Origin of the sequence: Nostoc sp. JL23, assembly GCF_017115065.1 — a bacterium.
GTDB lineage: Bacteria > Cyanobacteriota > Cyanobacteriia > Cyanobacteriales > Nostocaceae > Nostoc > Nostoc punctiforme_A.
Genome location: NZ_JABXKN010000121.1, coordinates 88,555 through 108,042, shown reverse-complemented (window position 1 = coordinate 108,042; position 19,488 = coordinate 88,555). Strand labels below are relative to the sequence as shown.

Annotated in this window: 17 protein-coding genes; 7 read left to right on the top strand and 10 right to left on the bottom strand. The window is 43.2% G+C overall.

Going from position 1 to position 19,488, the window contains the following annotated elements; all coding sequences use genetic code 11:
- Positions 1-1,294 precede the first annotated feature (1,294 nt).
- The 4 genes from HWQ42_RS24310 to HWQ42_RS24295 all read left to right on the top strand — a co-directional run bounded on the left by HWQ42_RS24310 (position 1,295) and on the right by HWQ42_RS24295 (position 4,075).
- Positions 1,295-2,575: a substrate-binding domain-containing protein gene (locus tag HWQ42_RS24310; protein WP_292816799.1), complete on the top strand. Its 1,281-nt coding sequence runs from the start codon at positions 1,295-1,297 to the stop codon at positions 2,573-2,575.
- 237 nt (positions 2,576-2,812) lie between these two features.
- The gene (locus tag HWQ42_RS24305) at positions 2,813-2,947 is read left to right on the top strand and encodes a hypothetical protein (RefSeq protein WP_292816797.1); all 135 of its coding nucleotides are present in this window, start codon (positions 2,813-2,815) and stop codon (positions 2,945-2,947) included.
- A gap of 258 nt (positions 2,948-3,205) precedes the next feature.
- Entirely contained in the window at positions 3,206-3,634 is a 429-nt protein-coding gene (locus HWQ42_RS24300) for a hypothetical protein (protein WP_292735864.1), read from the top strand.
- Positions 3,635-3,841: 207 nt separating this feature from the next.
- Positions 3,842-4,075, top strand: a complete 234-nt coding sequence (locus HWQ42_RS24295) for a DUF3134 domain-containing protein (RefSeq protein WP_094350689.1) — start codon at positions 3,842-3,844, stop codon at positions 4,073-4,075.
- Positions 4,076-4,221: 146 nt separating this feature from the next.
- Here HWQ42_RS24295 and HWQ42_RS24290 read toward each other — a convergent pair whose 3' ends face one another.
- Together HWQ42_RS24290 and HWQ42_RS24285 are read right to left on the bottom strand one after the other, a co-directional pair.
- Positions 4,222-5,514: a murein transglycosylase A gene (locus tag HWQ42_RS24290; protein ID WP_292816795.1), complete on the bottom strand. Its 1,293-nt coding sequence runs from the start codon at positions 5,512-5,514 to the stop codon at positions 4,222-4,224.
- A gap of 118 nt (positions 5,515-5,632) precedes the next feature.
- Positions 5,633-6,988 carry a proton extrusion protein PcxA gene (locus tag HWQ42_RS24285; protein WP_292816792.1) on the bottom strand — a complete coding sequence of 452 codons (1,356 nt, stop codon included), beginning with the start codon at positions 6,986-6,988 and terminating at the stop codon, positions 5,633-5,635.
- A 78-nt stretch (positions 6,989-7,066) separates the two neighbouring features.
- Between HWQ42_RS24285 and HWQ42_RS24280 the strand changes: the two genes are divergently transcribed.
- Positions 7,067-9,274, top strand: coding sequence for a recombinase family protein (locus HWQ42_RS24280; RefSeq protein ID WP_292816790.1), 2,208 nt, complete (start codon positions 7,067-7,069; stop codon positions 9,272-9,274).
- A gap of 103 nt (positions 9,275-9,377) precedes the next feature.
- Here HWQ42_RS24280 and HWQ42_RS24275 read toward each other — a convergent pair whose 3' ends face one another.
- The 7 genes from HWQ42_RS24275 to HWQ42_RS24245 all read right to left on the bottom strand — a co-directional run bounded on the left by HWQ42_RS24275 (position 9,378) and on the right by HWQ42_RS24245 (position 16,824).
- Entirely contained in the window at positions 9,378-11,351 is a 1,974-nt protein-coding gene (locus HWQ42_RS24275) for a response regulator (protein ID WP_292816788.1), read from the bottom strand.
- Complete coding sequence (locus HWQ42_RS24270; RefSeq protein ID WP_292816786.1) at positions 11,344-13,494, bottom strand: ATP-binding protein; 2,151 nt, start codon at positions 13,492-13,494, stop codon at positions 11,344-11,346. The genes HWQ42_RS24275 and HWQ42_RS24270 overlap by 8 nt, the downstream gene beginning before the upstream one ends.
- Positions 13,491-14,498, bottom strand: coding sequence for an ATP-binding SpoIIE family protein phosphatase (locus tag HWQ42_RS24265; RefSeq protein ID WP_292816784.1), 1,008 nt, complete (start codon positions 14,496-14,498; stop codon positions 13,491-13,493). The genes HWQ42_RS24270 and HWQ42_RS24265 overlap by 4 nt, the downstream gene beginning before the upstream one ends.
- A 1-nt stretch (position 14,499) precedes the next feature.
- Complete coding sequence (locus HWQ42_RS24260) at positions 14,500-14,946, bottom strand: anti-sigma regulatory factor (protein ID WP_292816783.1); 447 nt, start codon at positions 14,944-14,946, stop codon at positions 14,500-14,502.
- Positions 14,885-15,298: an STAS domain-containing protein gene (locus HWQ42_RS24255; protein ID WP_292816782.1), complete on the bottom strand. Its 414-nt coding sequence runs from the start codon at positions 15,296-15,298 to the stop codon at positions 14,885-14,887. Before HWQ42_RS24255 ends, HWQ42_RS24260 begins: the two co-directional genes overlap by 62 nt.
- 13 nt (positions 15,299-15,311) lie before the next feature.
- Complete coding sequence (locus tag HWQ42_RS24250) at positions 15,312-16,163, bottom strand: STAS domain-containing protein (protein WP_292816780.1); 852 nt, start codon at positions 16,161-16,163, stop codon at positions 15,312-15,314.
- Between the two features lie 223 nt (positions 16,164-16,386).
- On the bottom strand, positions 16,387-16,824 hold the full coding sequence (locus HWQ42_RS24245; protein ID WP_292735831.1) for a DUF202 domain-containing protein: 438 nt from the start codon (positions 16,822-16,824) through the stop codon (positions 16,387-16,389).
- A gap of 173 nt (positions 16,825-16,997) precedes the next feature.
- On the opposite strand from HWQ42_RS24245, the gene msrA reads away from it, so the two are divergent.
- A complete protein-coding gene (gene msrA / locus HWQ42_RS24240; protein WP_292816778.1) occupies positions 16,998-17,666 on the top strand; it encodes a peptide-methionine (S)-S-oxide reductase MsrA in 669 nt (222 codons plus the stop codon).
- A gap of 128 nt (positions 17,667-17,794) precedes the next feature.
- On the opposite strand, the gene HWQ42_RS24235 is transcribed toward msrA, so the two are convergent.
- Positions 17,795-18,988, bottom strand: a complete 1,194-nt coding sequence (locus HWQ42_RS24235) for a serine/threonine-protein kinase (protein WP_292816776.1) — start codon at positions 18,986-18,988, stop codon at positions 17,795-17,797.
- 220 nt (positions 18,989-19,208) lie between these two features.
- Here HWQ42_RS24235 and HWQ42_RS24230 point away from each other — a divergent pair, with 220 nt between their 5' ends.
- Positions 19,209-19,472: a HigA family addiction module antitoxin gene (locus HWQ42_RS24230; RefSeq protein ID WP_292816774.1), complete on the top strand. Its 264-nt coding sequence runs from the start codon at positions 19,209-19,211 to the stop codon at positions 19,470-19,472.
- Positions 19,473-19,488: the final 16 nt, after the last annotated feature.

Here is a 19,488-nt window from a genome sequence, read left to right as displayed (position 1 = left end):
CTACAAAGTAGGTTAGGAAGCTACTGCTGTCGAAGGATTTCCCAGCTTTTCTGCGTTTAAGCAAGCTACGCCTAACCTCTGCCTTTGGTTGAAAGGAGAAGCAATTGGCGTCAAAAGGACGAAACCCAAAGCCCCAACATCTTGTATATGTTGAGTTTTACCCCGTAATCTACGAGATATTGCTACGACTCAATCTACGTATTGAGCGCATTTTTATCTAAAATTGGTATAATTTGTCAGCTTAGGCATTAATGAGAAAATGCCTTAAATGTTGGTATAGCCCTATTTGAAAAGGACTCAGAAAGCCTGTTTTACCTACACCACAAAAACCGTACTAGCACTGAGTCAATAACGTGAATGGCACGATTAATGATTTCGTTCGGTAGCATAAACCATTATTTATGTTTTTGATGTCGTGAAAAACACAAAAAACAGTGAAAAATCCACGATTTTGACAGAATATAGTCATAAAACTCGAATTAAAGCATTCATGTAGTGGTTTTTTTGTCAAGCAATTAGTAAACTCTATTAAATACTGATTAAGACCTCTAAAAAATCTTAATAAGCAAAATTACATATTAAGTGAAAGCTTTTGATTTTCCTCTGAAGAAAGTAATAAAAATGCTATAAAAACCGCTTTTAAAAAACCTCTAAATTCCCAAAATATATTTAAGCTTTTTAATCATTTCATAATGTAATCATGACTTCAGCTTTACCTTCACATTATACTGTTGATTTCGTTGGCAAAATTTAACAGCTATTACCTATAGCAGTTATAAAAAAACGTGGAAGTCTGAATTTCTTTACTTCGGACTTAGCGGTAGTTTGTAATAAACTGCTGTATATCTACATTAAAGAAATTGATTTCCATACCTCAGATAAATTGCCATCCTCAATAAGTAAGTGGGTAAAATTAAACATGGCTTTTTAAAAGGTAATAAGAGACTGATAGATAATAGTAATTGAACGATGATTCATATTACCTAATAACTGCTTTCTTATAGTGAAGCCATTGAATATTTATACAAACTTACTTTATGAATGTAGAGTTTTTAATTAGCAAAAAATCATGTCTTAGGGTGGCTCAGCAATAGCTTAATGTCCTCTAATACTTGAAAATCTTACCTTGATTTTGCTCTATATTTTTCATAATTTGGTATCAATTTATAGTTTGTTAATAACCTTTGCAATGTTCATTATTTATGCATATAAAAGGTTATTTACAATCGTCAATTTGACACTTGATTTTGATTTGATAGGCGTTGAACCGGAAATTAATTTGAAGGAGCTTGACATGACTTTTTATCCTAATCGTCAATTGACCTATTTAGCAAGTTCAATTTCTGTACTTGCTATAGCAACTGGTTTAGTAGTAGGTCAATCTGCTACTCATAAATCTCTAGCTCAGACCTCTACCACTCCTCCCCCAACTGGAGTAACTTCCATAAATGGTGCAGGTGCAAGCAGTATAACTACTTTGTTTATAGGTACAGGAACTACCTCTCCTTTTGATCCGAAAGGCTCATGGTTTAACACTTACGGTGTTGGAAATCCTTCAAGCCTCAATCCTTCCGGCCCGGTAAATGCGGCTGTCACATTCAGATATGCTTCGGTTGGTAGTGGTAAGGGCTTAACAGCTTTTTTCACTCAAACCGTACCAGCTGGTAGCCCTACTATCAATCGCCCTGTCTCTTTTGCAGCTAGTGACGACCCCGTAGTAGGAACAGAAAAAGTTAGTGGCAGTCCTAATAACGCTGGCACGCCCGCAAATGCATACGTCCAAGTACCTGCAATCACCGTTGGAATCGCCTTAGCTTATAACCCCACTGGTCTAAACGTGCCAGCAGGTGGAATTAAGCTTTCACGAGCTACTTACCTTGGTATTCTTAAAGGCAACATCATAAATTGGAATGATGCCAAAATCAAAGCAGATAACGGCGGCGCAACAATAGCAAATAAGCCCATCGTTCTAGTATATCGTAGTGACGACAGCGGTACTACTTTTGCTTTAAGCAGTCATCTCAAGGCGGCATTTCCTACATGGAACAGAGGAACTGGTAAAAAAAGTATTGTTGGCTCTGTACCCTCAACAATACCAGCCGATACAGTTATTTGGCCAGTCGGTTCCAAAGGTGCTACAGGAGGTGGAGGTGTAGCCACCACGATCGCTACCACTCCTGGTGCAATTGGTTATGTGGATAGTGCTACGCAGTTAGCTAAGAATCTGAAAGCTGCTCTCTTGCAGAACAAGGCAGGTACTTACAATGCCATTTCACCAACTACAATTTCAAATGCTTTTGTCGGTGCGAGTGACCAGGATGCAAATGCTCAACGGATTAAACTCGTAGTTACCGATCCAACAGCTGCAAATGCTTATCCCATTGTTACCGCAACTTACGTGCTATTTTATAATAAATACGCAGACGCTAAAGTAGCATCTGGTATTAAAGGATTGATCGGTTGGGCTTTCGGAGCAGCCGGGGACACTATTGCTAAAAATCGGGGATACGCTCCTCTTCCTGCTGCCATTAAAACTCTGTCTCAAAATGTTGTGAATACTTACGTCAAACCATAATTGGGTGAATACTGTTTTTGGTATTATCCTCCCTTGTCTCCTTTAGATTTTTACATGTCTTGACAAAGATATGAAAGTTATACCCCAGGATTATATTTATAATCTTGGGGATTTATTGAGGCGATGATTTGATCTCACTAACTGCTAATTATGCCCTGATTTAGCAAATTTCAGGCATTATTAGCAGTAATAGTCAAGCGTTTTAGAAGTTTATCTCATTCAACTAGAGATAGTAAATTGAGTACCCTTAAAGTTTATAAGTTGATGGGTATAAATAAATATTCAGATAGTTTGCGATCGCGAGCGCTTTTAGGTATTCACCGATGCTGTCAGGTGAAGCGATCGCATGATTTGGCGGCAACTATGTTATGATTTTATTATGTTGAGAAATATTTTCGGTCACGTAATTGACTATATAGACCCCTTTCCGAATCTAAATCTCTACACCCTTTGATTCTGAAGGTGTTTGATGTCATAAGTATTTCAAAAATTGGAATTTGAGTTAGCCGAGATGTATTGCAATGTCTCGTGTGACACTGATACACCTAGCTGTCAAAAAAATGTGCTAAGAAGAACGGACAAGTCTAGTGTGTCAAACACGCAGACAACATACAGATACTACTGGAACTTATGCCCACGGATATAATTACTCGTCCTGAGTCCCTCACTGAAGATTGCTTTTTTACTTACGCCCTTGGGACTGATTTGCACGATACTAATTTAACAGCCAAATATTTACGGCGAATCAGAAAAGAAGATAAACCATATATCGACATAGCTGTTTCTCCCAGACCTGGCTATCGGTTTGAGGTTTGTCTTATCCCTGTCGAAGGGTTCGCTCAAGAAACAATATTGACAAAAGATGGGTTCGCCAAAGCTTTAGCGATTATTTGTGCTGTATCTAATAAAGCTAGGAAACGATTCCCTTCAGGAAATGGACAAGAAATAGTCCGGTGTCAATTTAGTAACTTAGCTGATGCAGTCGCTGTAGCTAATAGACTGTCTGCATTACCCTCTGATATGTATGAAACTCTCGTCAAGGTCCCAAATGCTTTGTAATATTATATATTGCATCTGCTGAAATATTTATTATTAAAACTGACACCAGGACATTTTAATGGTAAGTAGCTAAATGGACTTGAGACAAAACTTCAATGGGTCATATTTTGTCTGTTGAGAAAAGACTTGTCATACAAGACTTTTAACCTTAATGTACAATTTTGACGTTTTTGTACGCTAACCTGTAGTTTAAAGTGAGCTTTTTTTATGCCTATTAGTCCTTTGCGTGAAGAACCTCGTAACCAGCGAGCGCCTGTAATTCGTACAAGTAATGAATTTATTCTCTTGGAATGGCTGAAGTCAACTGGTCGTCTAATCGAACGCGAACATCAAGAATCTGAGTATTTAACTGAAGTAGAAGAAATTTCCGAAATGATAGACCTTGACGATATCCCTTACGATCATGATGATGATGATGCTGAAATGGATTTAGAAGCCTAGTAGCGTAATTTGTAATTCGTAATTCGTAATTACTATATGCGTAAGCGTTTCATTGATTTGGAATGGGTGCTTCATTTTCACCAAAAGGCTAAAATTCCTGACTTTTTAGAGAAGTCGGGAATTTTAGTATTGAAATGGCAGTGTGTTTAATTTTTGGACTTGAGTAAGAGATAAAATAATTGTCCATTACTGACTGTAACACCAGCGCGATCGCCTGCTATTTTCCCAGTACCTAAAAAATAATCCACTCTACCTGCACCTTTAATTGCACCTCCAGTATCTTGGTCAAGAACATAGCGGCTAATAATGCGCTCCTGGATTTTTCCGGTAGGATTAACCAAGGGAATAGAAGCGCGAATCAACGCTAAAGCACCAGGAGGCATGAGAGATTTATCTGTAGCAATAGAACGCTCTGCTGTTAGTGGTACATTGATCGAACCTTGGGCTGGCTCACCGTGATTTTTTTGAAAAAAAACAAAGCTGCGATCGCGCGGAATATAAATATTTAATTCTTGGGGATGTTTTTGGAAATAATCGAGAATAGTTGGCATAGTTACACCTTCTTGCGGTAATTTGCCATCATCTACTAATTCTCGCCCAATACTTTTGTAGTTATAAGCAGTGTTACCCGCATAGCCGATTGTAGTTTGAGTCCCATCGGGAAGCTGAAGTTTCGCTGAACCTTGAATTTGAGCTAAATATGGTTCAAGGCGAGAGCGAAACCAAAACAACTCTAATCCTCGCAACTTACCTTTTGCACTTTGCAAACCATCTGCTCCTTCTAACTCCTCGCGTGTCGGATGAGGCTTAGTCCAGGAGTTAAAATCAGGAGGTAAGCGATAAACAGGATAGCGATATTCTGTTGTGGAGACGCGACTGGCTGCGTAAAGTGGCTCATAATAAGCGGTGAATAAAACGGAACCTTGGTTATCTTTACCGACTGACTGATAAAGAACGAATTCTCGCTCAATGGCTTGATGTAATTCTGTTGCAGAATTGGTTTTTAATAGGAGTTCGCGGAATCTTTGTAAGCTTTTGATAACGCGATCGCGCGTAATCCCAGCCACCGGATAGTTTTGATAAGCAACCGCAGCATTAGCTGTTTGCAGATATTGGAGACTGCGAGCGATCGCACTTATCAGTGCTTTTTTCTCTGCTATTTTGCCATAAATTACTTCATCCAAACAAGAGGTATCACTTTGACAACAAGTAATTGGTAGCCTTTGGATTAATGGTAATTTTTGCTTTTGTGGAAATGCATCCTGATTTTCAGCAGTCAAGGACACTGGGATATGCCACTTTTTCACCTGACATTCTGGCGAAATGAGTTCTTGATGCGTCAAAGATTGCATCCGCACCAGTAAAATCGACAAAACTACAGGTAGGCTGATAGTGATAATTTTGTTAAATTTTCCTAACCCAGCAACTGTCTTTTTCATTAAAATTCAAAATTTTTAAGATTTTCCCACCTCGTTCAAATTCCAAAATTAAAAACAAAAAAAATTTTAATTGTTTCACAACACCAAAAATTGCACCCAATGCCCAATGCCCTATTCCCTATTCATTCATATTACGGTAAGTCGCCACAGCAGAAGGCGATATCCGGTTCAAATATCGGAAGATCCAATACTTAAAGATAGTATCTAAAATCACCGGAAATGTAGCAATAAATAAGAAGATAAAATCTCTATTTGCCGGTAATCCCCAATGGCGTGATACTCCTTCTAGCAGTACTTCCCAGCCATGAGGAGAGTGGAATCCTACAAAGATATCAGTAAACAAAATAATGATAAATGCCTTCGCACTATCACTAAGTCCATAGACAATATTATCAAAGAAATCTTTGAGTACAGCAATAGAAGACTTACTAACTAGCAAAAGCCAGATAAAAGCAACTACCGAGAACATATCTGCAAAAACATTTTTGATAGCACCAGAGCTTTCGTGACGAAATTCTTCAGCCAGCTCTTTTGCCTTATTTTTCATTTCAGTCTCCATCTGCTCAGGTAATAGTGGAGGGGCTTTGATAATAAGATTTTCAAACTTGAGTTTCTCTTCAAATCTTTGTAATTCTAAAAGGGCTTCCTCTTCCATTTCGGAATTGAGAAATATTTGTATTTCCTGAGTGCTTCTAAACTTCTCAATAATTGGCCCGACTACGAAAGCTTTTGCTATCTGATGTGTTAAAAGTGGTATGATAATTAATAGTAAGATAAACCTGAGAGATATTATTGTTCTTTTCTGAGTTTGACGAAAACTCTGAATTACTTCTTGTTCCGAATTAGGGTCTAATTCAACTTGCAGACGACTGATAGTACTTAAAATAGAACGAGGTAAAACACCCATTGTATCGGTTTTACTCTTACCTTTTGGTTTATTATTTAAGTCTTGATTTGGTATTTTGGGTGGTAATGTTGGAGTTTTGACGAGCAGCGATTTTTCGTCAGATGTGACAGAGGTAACTGGGAGATTTGGAGGTTGTACTACTAAAGCTTTGGAAGTTGTTTGATCGGAACTTGTTGTGTATTTAGATATAACTTGGTCGATATAGTTTAGCTTTTCTAAAACTAAAGAAGGACTTAGATACTCTATACCTGCTTTCTCGGCAGCTTTTTGATTCTCTTCATTTAGAAACCAACGGCTTCCTCTAAACTCCGTCAACCGCATCCTGGCAATTTTTAATAGCTTGTTGAGGTCTGACTCAAAATAATCCATCACACTGTTACTGTACATGGCCGAGTCAATGTCTATTTTATTACCATTGAAATGCTTATTTTCTATTTCCTGAATTTTTAATGCTGCATCGTAAGCTTGATCTAAAGAACGTTCAGGAGTCTGTAAGTACCATCGATAAGCAGCAAGTAAGAAAGAATAGATTTTTTGACTAAAAACAGAGTTTTTCATTGCAGACAATCATTCAGCATTATTTGGTGACTATTAACCTTAAGTTAACGCACGAGGTATACTAACAAATCTACAAGGAGAAAGTTTGTGGTTTCTCATTCGGTTTGGATTGTTGGCACTAGCCGCAGTGGTAAGACAGCTCGCTTAGTAGAGCAATTTTATAATTGGGTAGCATCAGAAAAAGAATATACTGAATCATTTTATACGAAAAAAACAGGACGTAAAAAAACTGGTCATGTACCCGAATTTTTATATCTTAAACAAACAGAGCCAGGAGTTTTAGTTTTAGCTGCCAATGATGATAATCGTCGAGAATTAGGAGATATAATTGTTACCTCCACCTTGGGTAAATATCCGGTTCGTGCCAAGACACCACTAGGTTTTTTTCAGGATGAAGTCATTTTATTTTGGCCGTTACTGATTAACTCATTGAACCTGAAGGCACAGTTTCCGGTAAGATTGCGACCAGAAACGGAGCAAGAGTTAGCAACCAAACTTTGGCGTCCCCAATTAGACGAAGAAATTTTACGTATTGCGGGAGTGAATGAATCTCGCTTGGTGCGTCGCATTTTGGACTTATTACAACTAGCAGCTTATAGTGGTGTACCTTGCGAAGATATTGCCCAGATTTTGGCCAAAGGTTTGGGGGAAAATGCCACAACTTTAGAGCCGGAATTTTTGGCATCTTTGCTGCTAGATTGGCGTAATTGGTGTTTAGAGAGGGGTTTACTGACTTATGGGATTATTACCGAACTTTATAGTCAGCACTTATTAAGCGATCGCAACTACCAACAGCACCTAACTAAACGCTATCAGGCAGTACTGGCGGATGATGTCGATGACTATCCTAGCGTAGCGCGTCTTTTGTTTGAGTTGCTATTAGATCGAGGTGCCGTTGGCGCATTTAGTTACAATCCTGATGGTGCGGTGCGATTGGGATTGGGAGCAGATCCTAACTATTTAGAAGGGTTAGCAGAGCGTTGTCGGGTAGAAATCTTGAATGGGCCGCCTCTAGAGTCTCTGAGCGAGCAACTGACTAAACAGATGGTGGAATTAGTCACAGAACCGATGGTAATGTTGAGTTTACCAAAAACAGTGCATTCAATTCAAACCACCTCCCGCGCCCAATTATTGCGGCAAACAGCAGAGGTAATTGCTAACGCCATCCAATCGCAGCAAGTGCAACCAGAAGAAGTGGCAATTATTGCACCAGGTTTAGATGCGATCGCTCGTTATACTCTAGTAGAAATCCTCGTCAAACAAAATATCCCAGTAGAATCGCTCAACGACCAACGTCCTCTAATTAGTTCGCCCATCATTCGCGCCTTACTCACCATGCTGGCACTAGTTTATCCCGGCTTAGGACGCCTCGTAGATCGGGATGCCGTCGCAGAAATGCTGGTTGTATTGAGCAGGAAACAACAACCACCAGAAAACTCTACAGACGCGATGAATCGGGTATCTACAACAGACGCGATGAATCGCGTCTCTACAAATATTGATCCGGTACGTGCTGGTTTAATTGCAGATTACTGCTTTGTACCCCATCCCGATCGCCCCAACTTGCTACCAGTGTCAGTCTTCGAGCGCTGGGATCGAATTGGTTATGCAGCGACTACAGCCTATAGTGAAATATTAGAGTGGTTAGAACAGCAGCGATCGCAACAAGAATTGCGGTTAATTCCCAGTCCTATTTCCCTTTTAGACAGAGCAATTCAGCGCTTTTTATGGAATGGTAGCAATCTTCCCTACGAACAACTAGCAGCATTGCGGGAATTATTAGAAACCGCCCAACACTACTGGGAAATTGACACCAGATTACGACAAATTGCCCCAGTTGAAACAACCCCTCATACAACTATTATTGAATTCATTCAACTACTGCGACGGGGTACAATTACCGCCAACGCTTACCCTGTGCGCCCCATTGGTGGAGCGAGAAAGGCTGTCACCTTAGCAACTATATTTCAATATCGATCTAGTAGGCGATCACACCAATGGCATTTTTGGCTGGATGCTGGTTCACCCCTGTGGGCGAAAGGTGGTGCAGCGACTTTGTTCGGTGCGCCGTTTTTCCTGCGAGACAGGTTAGGCGAACCTTGGACAGCAGAAGATGAAAAATTGGCAGAAGAACAACGACTGCAAAGAATTTTGACAGATTTACTCTCTCGTGTATCCGAGAGAGTTTATTTGTGTCACAGCGATTTAGCAGTGAATGGACAAGAGCAATTAGGGCCGCTGTTACCCTTAGTGAATGCCTGTGTGACGGTTATTTCTGAGGCTAATGTTAATTGAGTACAACTTTATATCGCAAGATATCACAAGGTGTAGTTAAAATAGAGCGATTTCTGATGACAAGACGCTTTGCGTCTACACATCCTCTCAAAAATTCAGGTTGCTAAACCGTTACTATCGTCAAAATAGCCTGTATTAAAACTTCTAGCTCAATTGGTTTGGAGATATGGTGTTGAAATCCAGCAGCTAGCGCCTGTTGTCGATCGGTTTCTCCTGCATAAGCAGTTAGAGCGATCGCTGGAATTTCTCTGCCTCGATCGGGTGACTGCTTTCTAATTTGACGAATTAGTGTGTAGCCATCCATATCGGGCATACCAATATCACTAATTAACAAATCAAATTTTGTTTGCATCAAGATGTTTAGAGCATCATGTGCTGAGTCCACTTCAGTCACTTGTGCCCCGTACTGTTCTAGCACGAAGGCAATGAACTCCCGCGAATCTTTGTCGTCGTCTACAAGCAGCGTTTGCAATCCATTGAGATTTAAATCTGAGCGATCGCGATCGGCAGTATTAACTTGATTTAATTTTGAAGCAGTGATCAGTGGAAGTTTGACTGTAAATACTGCTCCTTGCCCTTCTCCAGGACTGGCTGCCTGAATCGTTCCGCCGTGCAATTCAACCAAATGACGCACGATGGCTAACCCTAACCCCAACCCGCCAAATTTTCGCGTCGTTGTCCCATCGGCTTGGCGGAAGTAGTCAAAGACGTAGGGCAGAAAGTCACCAGAGATCCCCCTACCAGTGTCGCTGACAGTGATTTGAGTGTATTCCGCAGAATGGGTATCTACTTCATCCTTGATTGTTTCTAACCGCACCTCTACTTGACCACCCTGTGAGGTAAATTTAATCGCGTTAGAAAGTAGATTCCAAACAACTTGTTGCAGGCGACCAGAATCACCCAACACTGGCCCAACATTCGGTTCAAATATTGTTTGAATCTGAATGGATTTAGCTTCAGCAGCCAGCCGCACGGTTTCAAGGGCAGCTTTGATAGTAAAATTCAGACCGACTGGAACTGTGTTTAAACTCAACTTACCTTGGAGAATACGCGACACATCGAGCAAATCTTCGATTAGTTGTGCTTGCAGTTTCGCGTTACGCTCGATGGTTTCGAGGGCGTACTGAGTTTTGGCTGCATCCTGGTGACTCTTTTGCAGAATTCTTGCCCAACCCAGAATCGGATTCAAGGGCGATCGCAATTCATGAGACAGCACTGCCAAAAACTCATCTTTGATGCGGTTGGCTTGCTGCGCTTGTTCAGTCTTTTGTTGCAAAGAAATCATTAGTTGATTGAGGCGATCGTTTTGCTCTTGCAGCAAGGCTTCTGCTTGCTTACGTTCGGTGATATCAGACAAGATGAAAACGGCGCCTGTAAGAGTCCCATACCCATCAATTACCGGATCGATGGTTTTGGCAAACCAGCGTTCTTGGGACTGAAATTCGAGAATTTGCCGTTGGTGAGTTGCTTTCGCACGGCGAAAACAAGTGCCATCGCCGATTCCCAATTTTGCGCCCATCAGTTCGTGGTGGGCATAACCTAAGATTTCGTGGGAGGGCTTGCAAAAAAGCTGCATCATCGCTCGATTACAGCGCATAATTATCCCTTCTCGGTCTACCAGAGAAACGCCGTCGTTCATCGAGTCAAAGGTGGTTTGCCACTCCCGCGCTGAGGACAAAGCAGCTTCCTCCGCCCGACGAATTCGCAGCAGCGATCGCAAAGTGGCAAGCAGTTCAATTGGTTCAACGGGTTGCACCAGATAAGCATCAGCACCGCTATCCAAGCCTTCTGCTTTATCTTGGCTTTGGACAAAACTTGCAGAAAGGTGTAGCACAGGAATAAAAGCCGTTTCCGGGTTTGCCTTAATTTGGCGACAGACTTCAAAGCCGCTGATATCTGGTAATTGGACATCTAAAATTACTAAGTCAGGCTGAAAGTTAGCAACAGCTTCTAAGCCTGTGGTTCCAGTTGCCGCTTCCACGACACTAAAGCCTGCATTTTGCAAAATCCGAGTAACAACGTAACGATTGGCTTCGTTATCGTCAACATGCAGGATCTTAACCCGTGGCTCAGACATGGCTTTTCCCTGAAACCTCTAGAACAAGTCCGGCTTTGACAAGCGCATCTTGAAGTTGAGCGATCGCCGTGGTTTGAGAGCCTGTTTCTTTGGAAACAATGCCTATGCTTTGTTCCGCTAACCGGCTATGTGCTTCTGCATCCAGTTGGGCAGATGAGTGAATAATCACAGGAATCGACTGAGTGACGGAATTGTTTTTAAGCTGCTTGAGTACATCAAACCCACCGATCTCTGGCATCTCCAAGTCCAGCACGATCGCGTTTGGCTGCTCTTGTTGTGCCAAATTTAATCCTTCTTTTCCATTCGCAGCTTCTAAAATACTCAACGGTGTATTTATTAACAACTGTTTCACCAGATACCGATAGGCGGAGTCATCGTCAATTAACAAGATTTTTTGAGGCTTGTTCTTACTAATTAGCCTATTGAGTTTGTTCAACAGCGGCAATCTGTCTACCGGCTTAATTAGAAAACCGTCTGCTCCTAGCGCCAGTGCTTGCTTCTCGTTATCAATGATGGTAATAACAAGTACAGGGATATTACGGGTCATTTCATCCCCTTTGATTTCTCGCAAGAACGTCCAGCCGTTTTGCCCCTCCAGCAGAATATCTAGCATAATCGCCGTTGGTCGAAGTTTTTGTAAGGCAAGCCTTGCCTGAGCTAAGGTGCGGGTAGCAATCAATTGATAGATTGATTGCTGAAGGTGCTTTTCGTAAATAAATAGGGTTTCTGGATGATCTTCAACCACCAGAATCGGCAGGCGAGTTGGCTCAACTGATGCGATTGGTTGCAGTACGGTGGTCAATTCGGTGGCATCTGGGTAGACGATGGGAATCAAGGCTGTAAAGGTAGAGCCTACACCTGGCTGACTTTTCATCGAAATGCTGCCACCGATTAGCTCCGCTAGCTTGCGCGATAACGGCAATCCTAACCCGGTTCCCTTCACCTGCTTTTGCAGAGGGGACTCAATTTGCATAAAATCTTCAAAAATCCGTTCTCGATCGGCGGGAGCAATGCCGATGCCCGTATCCGATACAGAGAAGGTGACGGTATGACCCGTTTGCACAGCGCTGACACGCACCTCTCCCTGCTCGGTAAATTTGAGGGCATTGGAGACAAAGTTTCTCAGAATTTGAGCGACTTTCCCCTCATCGTTATAGAGCGGTGGAATGTCTTCAGGTTCCTCAACAATCAGCGTCACAGAGGAGCCTTGAACCAATAATGGGCGCAGCATCCCCCGCAACGTGGCAAACAATTCACTAACTTCAAAGGAACTGGGATGCACTTCAATTTTCCCAGCTTCCACCTTTGCCAAATCCAGCAAGTCGTTGACCAGTTCTGATAATCCGCTTGCCGCCTTTTGGATGAATGTCACCTGCTTCTCTTGCTCGATGGTCAAATCGCCATCCATCCGTGCCAACAGCATCCGAGAGAGGGACAAAATCGAGTTGAGGGGTGTACGAAACTCGTGGCTCATGTTCGAGAGAAAGCGGGTTTTTAGCTCGTTTACCTGTTGCAGGGAGCTGGCTTTCTCATCCAGTTCTGCATAGAGGGCAACCACACCGCGATTGGTATCTTCCAATTCCTGATTGAGTTGGCTCAGTTCTTCCTCACGCTTCCGTAGCTCTGCCATAGCCCGGAGTAATTCCTGGTTTTGCTGCTGGACTTCTTGATAGGGATTTTCAGGCGATCGCCCAATTACGGTTTCTCGAATCTGCTGCAATTGCGAATCGGTGAAAGTAGGTGTGCGCTTCGACAACCTTTTGCCGATTGTTACCGTTGTTCCCTGCTCCGGCAGCGATTCAATCTCGAAGAAATCCATCAATCTACGAGTACCCACGATGCCTAGCCCCGCTCCCGTATCAGAGGTGTAGCGTCCGGCCAAAACATCTGCTAAATCAGGAATGCCCCCACCCCGATCCTGAATCCGAATCAGAAACGCTTGCGGCTCTCCTGCCACAGAAAATTCAACTGTTCCACCTTGGGCATATTGAAAGGCGTTGCGGGCAATTTCAGAAACTGCCGTTGCCAATCGTGCCCGATCTTGAGCATCAAAGCCCAACTGCTCGGCGATCTCACGAGTTCGTTGCCGAGCTTGCACAACATCCTGTTCGTACTGGATGGCGATCGTGAAAACGCTTGTCATCTGACCATTCCTTTCGCAACTAACACCGTCACATCATCCCGCTCTCGGTTAAAGTCTCGGTATAGCACACCTGCAATCAGACTGGGATGTTTTTGAATTAAGCCGGGATAGCGATCGATTTGCCACTTAGCGCCTAATCCGTCAGAATGCATAATTAAAATTCCGTTGGCATACCAGGGATAGCTAAACTCTTGAATTTTGCGGATTTCATGTCCGACCGTGCCATTGTGAGATAACAGATGGCGATGCTCAGTAAAGGAGAAAATGCTGGCAGCGATGTTGCCAATGCCAGCAAAGCGGATAGATTGTTGGTCAAAGTCGATTTCGGCAATGGCGAGTGCTGCTCCTCGCGTACTTCGCAAGGCGGCGTGGGCAGCTTCGACGATCGCACCAGGAGAACGGTGAAGATGTTCTTGAAACATTCTCACGGCTGCGGAAGCCGCAGAAGCCGCCGCAGGCCCATGCCCTAAACCATCAGCTACTAACAACAGGCTACGACAACAATCGACTTCCGATGCCCAGGCATCTCCTGAAACCTCTTCTCCTCGTTTGGGCAAACAGATCGCTCCAATTTCTAAAAACTTTTCAGGTTGATGGGGTGCTGGGTCTGGCCAGAGGTGAGCCAAGAGCGCTGTGCCTTGGTTGGGAATGGAGTAAATTTCAAATAAACCAGAAAGGCGACGAATTGCACCCATACCATTGCCCAAAGTTCCGGCTGTGGAAAAGCCATCTTGCAAACACTCATCCACATCGACCATTCCCCGTCCTTTATCTAGCGATAAGATTTCAATGCCAATTCTGGAATCTTCCTTGAGCGATCGCAGCAACACGACTCCGCCGTGAGCGTGCTGTACCAGATTGTTCGCAATTTCTGTCACCACAATCCCAACCTTGCCCCGTTCTGTTTCCTGAAAACCGAGCCGAGTTGCTAAACCCATCGCTACCCGTCTGGCTTCCCCAGTTTGGCTAGATTCAGTAATTGTGACGGCGACAGATTCTCTCATTTTATTTCCATCGTACAATTATTATCCGTGTTCCTTCTCCCACCGCAGACTGAATCTCAAACTCGTTGGCAAGTCGTTTGGCACCACCCAGCCCCATACCTAACCCGCTGCCCGTAGTGAACCCATCCTTGAGTGCCAGTTCGATATCGGAAATTCCCGGCCCCCGATCTTCAAAGGTCAGCCGGAGTCCTCGTCGTCGCCCTTCCTGAAGCGTTTCTACCTTGACTGTGCCGCCCCCTCCGTAGTCTAGGGTATTGCGGGCTAACTCACTAGCGGCGGTGATAATTTTAGTTTGGTCTACTAAGCCAAAGCCAATTTCCACGGACAGCTGGCGCACGGCCTGCCGAACTAAAACTACATCTGTAGAAGATTGAATGTCGATCGTTTCAGTCTTCTGCATCATCATCTGCACGCCATTTATTGGCAGTGATTTGATTTGTGGTTTCATTGAATGACGATTGCAACAATGCCATACCCTTTTCGACGTTTAGGGCAGTGCGAATCCCCATCAGCGACAGCCCCAATTCCACTAGGGTGATTGCCACAGCAGGCTGCATCCCGACGACAACTGTCTCAGCATCCAGCACCCGTGACATTCTGGCAATGTTCGCTAAAATCCTCCCAATGAAGGAATCAACAATATCTAATCCCGAAATATCAATCAGGACACCGTGAGCGTGAGTTTGAGTGATGCGGTTTGTCAGGTCTTCTTGTAGCGTGATGGCGAGGCGATCGTGCATATCTACTTGGATTGTCACAAGTAGAAAATTGCCCATTTTGAGTATAGGAATGCGTTCCATTGCTTTCTTCCAGCTATTTGGATTGAGAGCGGGTAATGGTCGTTCCTAACCGTTTTAGCGCCGTCAGAAAGGCATCGGCTAACGTTGCCTTTGTTGTGACATTAGCCAAATCAATACCGAGATAGACGATTGTTTGGGCAATTTGAGGACGAATGCCACTGATCATACAATCAGCTCCCATGAGACGGGCGGCAGTAACAGTCTTGAGCAGATGTTGAGCAGTCAGGGTATCGACAGTGGGAACCCCGGTAATGTCAATGATGGCAACTTCGGAACTGGTTTCGACAATCTTCTGCAATAACGATTCCATCATCATTTGAGTCCGGGCACTATCCAGAGTGCCGATTATTGGCAATGCTAAAATTCCCTCCCAGAGTTTAACCACTGGGGTAGACAGCTCCATCAACTCTTCCTGCTGCCGCAAAATCACCTCTTCCCGCGCCTTTTGATAGATTTCAATGGTCAGCAATCCTAGCTGATCTAGTAAGTTTGTGGCTAACCAGATATTTTCACCCAACTCAATCGGGTCTTGCAATTGCTGACGCATTCGCTTGAAGAGGGGCTGCTTGAACGAAAAGACGAATGTAGCCGTTTCTGAGGGTGTGAAACCATTTTGCGATCGCGATCGAGAAATGCTGTTGAGCATCTCCCGCATCTCCTGCCACGCCGCTGCCTGAATATTGGTAAAGTTGCCCCGTCCAACGGCAATCCGAAACAAACTCAGGAATTCTCGGCACTCCTCCTTTAGCTGGGCTTCTTTAATCAAGCCTCTGCGAATATTGACAATGGCTAGTTCCTGAGTCCACTCCGACAGCAAGTCTGCCTCGAAGCTTTCTAATATCTCTGATATCTTACTTTCACTCATCGTTTCTGTGAGGGCAACCGCTTTCGTTAGTTAAAAATCAGTGTATGACGATTCAGTCCAAGGTGAAAGTGATGATTACAAAAAGCCTAAAAGCTTGCTAGATATGAAGTGCGATAAATTGGGCAGATATAGAGCGATGCCTGGGTTGGGCTACGCCTACGCTAAGATTGATTAAGAATCGGCAAAAAAGTTACAAAAAAATGAGCTCGTCTAAAAAGTGTATTTAATGCAAATTTCGGGACTGTGGTTGCATGGGAACCGGAGAACGAGAAGGTACTTTATCGCGCCATAGAAGTAAAGGAATACAGAAAAATCCCAAAATAATTACAACTCCAGTCATGATCCAAACCATTAACCTATTTGGTCTATAGTTCCCTGTTTCAATTTGCCAGAAAACTTGGTTGTATCGCCATGCAGCTAAGGCAATAGTCGAAATTCCAAAAATTACCAAAGCAACACCCAAATTTTCCGAGTTAGATAATGGACTTACCGGAGGTTCTTGTTGAGTAATAGCAGTATTCAACTGACGCAGAAATATACCAAATCGCGCGATCGCAAAACCAAAGCCAATCAATGCAATAGAAGTGCGTAGCCAAGCCAAAAAGGTACGTTCGTTCGCTTGATGCTCCCTTTGACGGTCAATTTTCGGTATTTTATCCATAATTATCTTCTGAAGCTAACAGGACTTACGCAACTGGCACAATCGCCTTTGATGCGGCAAAAGCGCACCTTCAATATCAACAAGGTATTAATACTTACAGCCCAAGCGATGCCAGAATCTTTACAGCGTTAAAATAGTAAATAAGGTAAAGATATATATCAGAGTCAAAATCAATGGCACTATTCGGATTTGGCAAAAAGTCAGTTATGCCCACACCTGAAGAAGCTTTGTCAGGAAGGGCACAATCTATGTCAGTACCCGCAGCTCATTATGTCAACAAGAATCCCCTGAAGCCTCCTTATCCCGATGGATTAGAGAAGGCAATCTTTGGCTTGGGCTGTTTTTGGGGTGCAGAACGCAAATTTTGGCAACTTAAAGGAGTTTACACCACCGCAGTCGGTTACGCTGCAGGTTTAACACCCAACCCCACTTATGAAGAGGTATGTAGTGGGCGAACCGGTCACAATGAAGTGGTTTTGGTTGTGTTTGATCCCAAAGTGATTAGTTATGCCGAACTGCTCAAAGTCTTTTGGGAAAGCCACAATCCTACCCAAGGGATGCGCCAAGGAAATGATACTGGCACTCAATACCGTTCAGGAATTTATGTATATTCCGAAAATCAAAAGCAGCTAGCAGAAGCATCACGGGAAGCTTATCAGCAAGCCCTCAATAGCGCAGGTTATGGCAAGATTACTACAGAAATCTTGGATGCGCCGGAATTTTACTACGCTGAAGCTTACCATCAGCAATACCTGGCTAAAAATCCCAATGGGTATTGTGGTTTGGGAGGGACAAATGTTTCTTGTCCTGTGGGTGTAGTTGAATCGCAAGTTAGTAGTTAGAAGGAAGCAGAGGAGCAGGGGAGACAAGGGGACAAGGGGACAAGGGGGAATTCTTGAACAAGTCTCTTCCTTGTCTACCTCGTCTCTTCTCCATGCCCAATGCCCAATGCCCAATGCCCAATGCCCCACTAAAATGCAGCTTTGAGCAAAGCGATCGCTCGCACCCACAACATAATACTAATAGGCGCTCCAAGTAGAATACCAGCGATCGCCCAGCCTCTCTGATGGGCTTTGAATTGTTCAATACTCCGCCACTGCCTACTTTTCCAAGCCCATTCATTGCCTTTTGCACCAAGTGCGATCGCCATTATCCACCAGGCATTAGGTACAAAACAGAATAAACCATACCACACTTGATTCGGCCACATCCACAACCAAGGCATCAGAAAAGCACCCCAATTCCAACCGAGAATTTCCTCTGGGACTGTTTCATTCTGATTACTTATGCCGCATCCAGAATTGTTGATTATTTCTTTTAGCGGCAAAAGCTGATTATTATTTGCAGATTTGACAGTCAGTCCCGATTTAAGAGCATTCAGCGCTTGGGTGGCACTAGTAAATCTTTGTTCGGGAGCGGGTTCTATTAACTTTTGTAGCCAACTGACAAAACTGGGACTCAAGTTAACTCGGTCTGTAAATTGCAGTCGCAAATCCTGCTGGGGTAAATCAGAGGGGGAAGTTCCAGTGAGCAAATGAATCAAAGTCGCTCCCAGTGCATATAAGTCTGAAGCCGCAACAGCTCGACCACCAAATTGTTCCATTGGGGCATAACCATAAGTACCGACAACGGTAAAAGTAACGCCTTCTCTAGCCGCCTTATCTTGAACTGCGCCAAAATCAACCAAATAAATCCGATTATCGTCGCCCCAGATTAAATTACTTGGTTTAATATCTCTATGCAACACCCCAGGATTCAACTCATGTAAATAGGTGAGAATATTTAAAACCTCAACAGCAATTTTTCTCGCTCGTTTTTCACTAAACCTTTTGCCAACAGCAAGTTTTTCCTTAAGTGACTCACCAGGAATATATTCTTGTATTAAGGCAAACCAAAGTGTGCGATCGTCGATACAAAAATAATCTATATATTGAGGGATGCGAGGATGATTTAGCTGTTTAAGAATTTGTGCTTCCCTCTCAAAAAGTTTCAGGTCATCCCACTGTACAGTACCGCCAAAGGCCAAAAGTTTGACCACAACGATAGAATTTTCGCCATCAGAGGCTTGTAAATCCAATGCTTGCCAAGTTTGGCGAATTCCATTGTTGCCGAGTTGACGCTGGATTTGATAACGATCTTGTAATATCTGTTCTGGTTGCAGCATCTTAACACCTGCTGGCAATTTACGTTGATCTGATTCCCTTATATTCAAGGATAGTCATTATCTACAGAAACTGTGGCAGCAATCCCTGACTGCGTTCTCTACGTTTGAATAATCAGTGGTGTCTAATTGTGACAGTGGATGAGGATGAGCAGTGAAATTATCTCACAATAATCGATATCGAAGACTACCACTAACTTTCGTCAGCAGGGGAGACAGCAATATGAGCCAGAAGCTAGCACCAGCAAGAGTACCAACACCAGGAAAAATTTTAAGTCGAGAATTAGAAGCCCGTGGCTGGACACAGAAAGATTTAGCAGAAATTATGGGGCGTCCAGTTCAAACCATCAATGAAATCATTCGGGGAAGCAAGCAAATTACACCTGAAACAGCTATCAAACTCTCTCAAGCCTTGGGTACTTCTCCAGAGTTCTGGACAAATCTTGAAGCAAAGTATCGGCTTCATCTAGTAGGAAAAGAAAAATAAGAGCAAGATATAGCTC

Bases quoted from the DNA above. Each gene is read 5' to 3' on its own strand.
- HWQ42_RS24230 (WP_292816774.1), top strand. From the start codon at position 19,209: ATGAGCCAGAAGCTAGCACCAGCAAGAGTACCAACACCAGGAAAAATT.
- HWQ42_RS24245 (WP_292735831.1), bottom strand. From the start codon at position 16,824: ATGGATAAAATACCGAAAATTGACCGTCAAAGGGAGCATCAAGCGAAC.
- msrA (WP_292816778.1), top strand. From the start codon at position 16,998: ATGGCACTATTCGGATTTGGCAAAAAGTCAGTTATGCCCACACCTGAA.
- HWQ42_RS24295 (WP_094350689.1), top strand. From the start codon at position 3,842: ATGCCTATTAGTCCTTTGCGTGAAGAACCTCGTAACCAGCGAGCGCCT.
- HWQ42_RS24235 (WP_292816776.1), bottom strand. From the start codon at position 18,988: ATGCTGCAACCAGAACAGATATTACAAGATCGTTATCAAATCCAGCGT.
- HWQ42_RS24310 (WP_292816799.1), top strand. From the start codon at position 1,295: ATGACTTTTTATCCTAATCGTCAATTGACCTATTTAGCAAGTTCAATT.
- HWQ42_RS24265 (WP_292816784.1), bottom strand. From the start codon at position 14,498: ATGAGAGAATCTGTCGCCGTCACAATTACTGAATCTAGCCAAACTGGG.
- HWQ42_RS24250 (WP_292816780.1), bottom strand. From the start codon at position 16,163: ATGAGTGAAAGTAAGATATCAGAGATATTAGAAAGCTTCGAGGCAGAC.
- HWQ42_RS24270 (WP_292816786.1), bottom strand. From the start codon at position 13,494: ATGACAAGCGTTTTCACGATCGCCATCCAGTACGAACAGGATGTTGTG.
- HWQ42_RS24260 (WP_292816783.1), bottom strand. From the start codon at position 14,946: ATGAAACCACAAATCAAATCACTGCCAATAAATGGCGTGCAGATGATG.
- HWQ42_RS24300 (WP_292735864.1), top strand. From the start codon at position 3,206: ATGCCCACGGATATAATTACTCGTCCTGAGTCCCTCACTGAAGATTGC.
- HWQ42_RS24275 (WP_292816788.1), bottom strand. From the start codon at position 11,351: ATGTCTGAGCCACGGGTTAAGATCCTGCATGTTGACGATAACGAAGCC.
- HWQ42_RS24290 (WP_292816795.1), bottom strand. From the start codon at position 5,514: ATGAAAAAGACAGTTGCTGGGTTAGGAAAATTTAACAAAATTATCACT.
- HWQ42_RS24255 (WP_292816782.1), bottom strand. From the start codon at position 15,298: ATGGAACGCATTCCTATACTCAAAATGGGCAATTTTCTACTTGTGACA.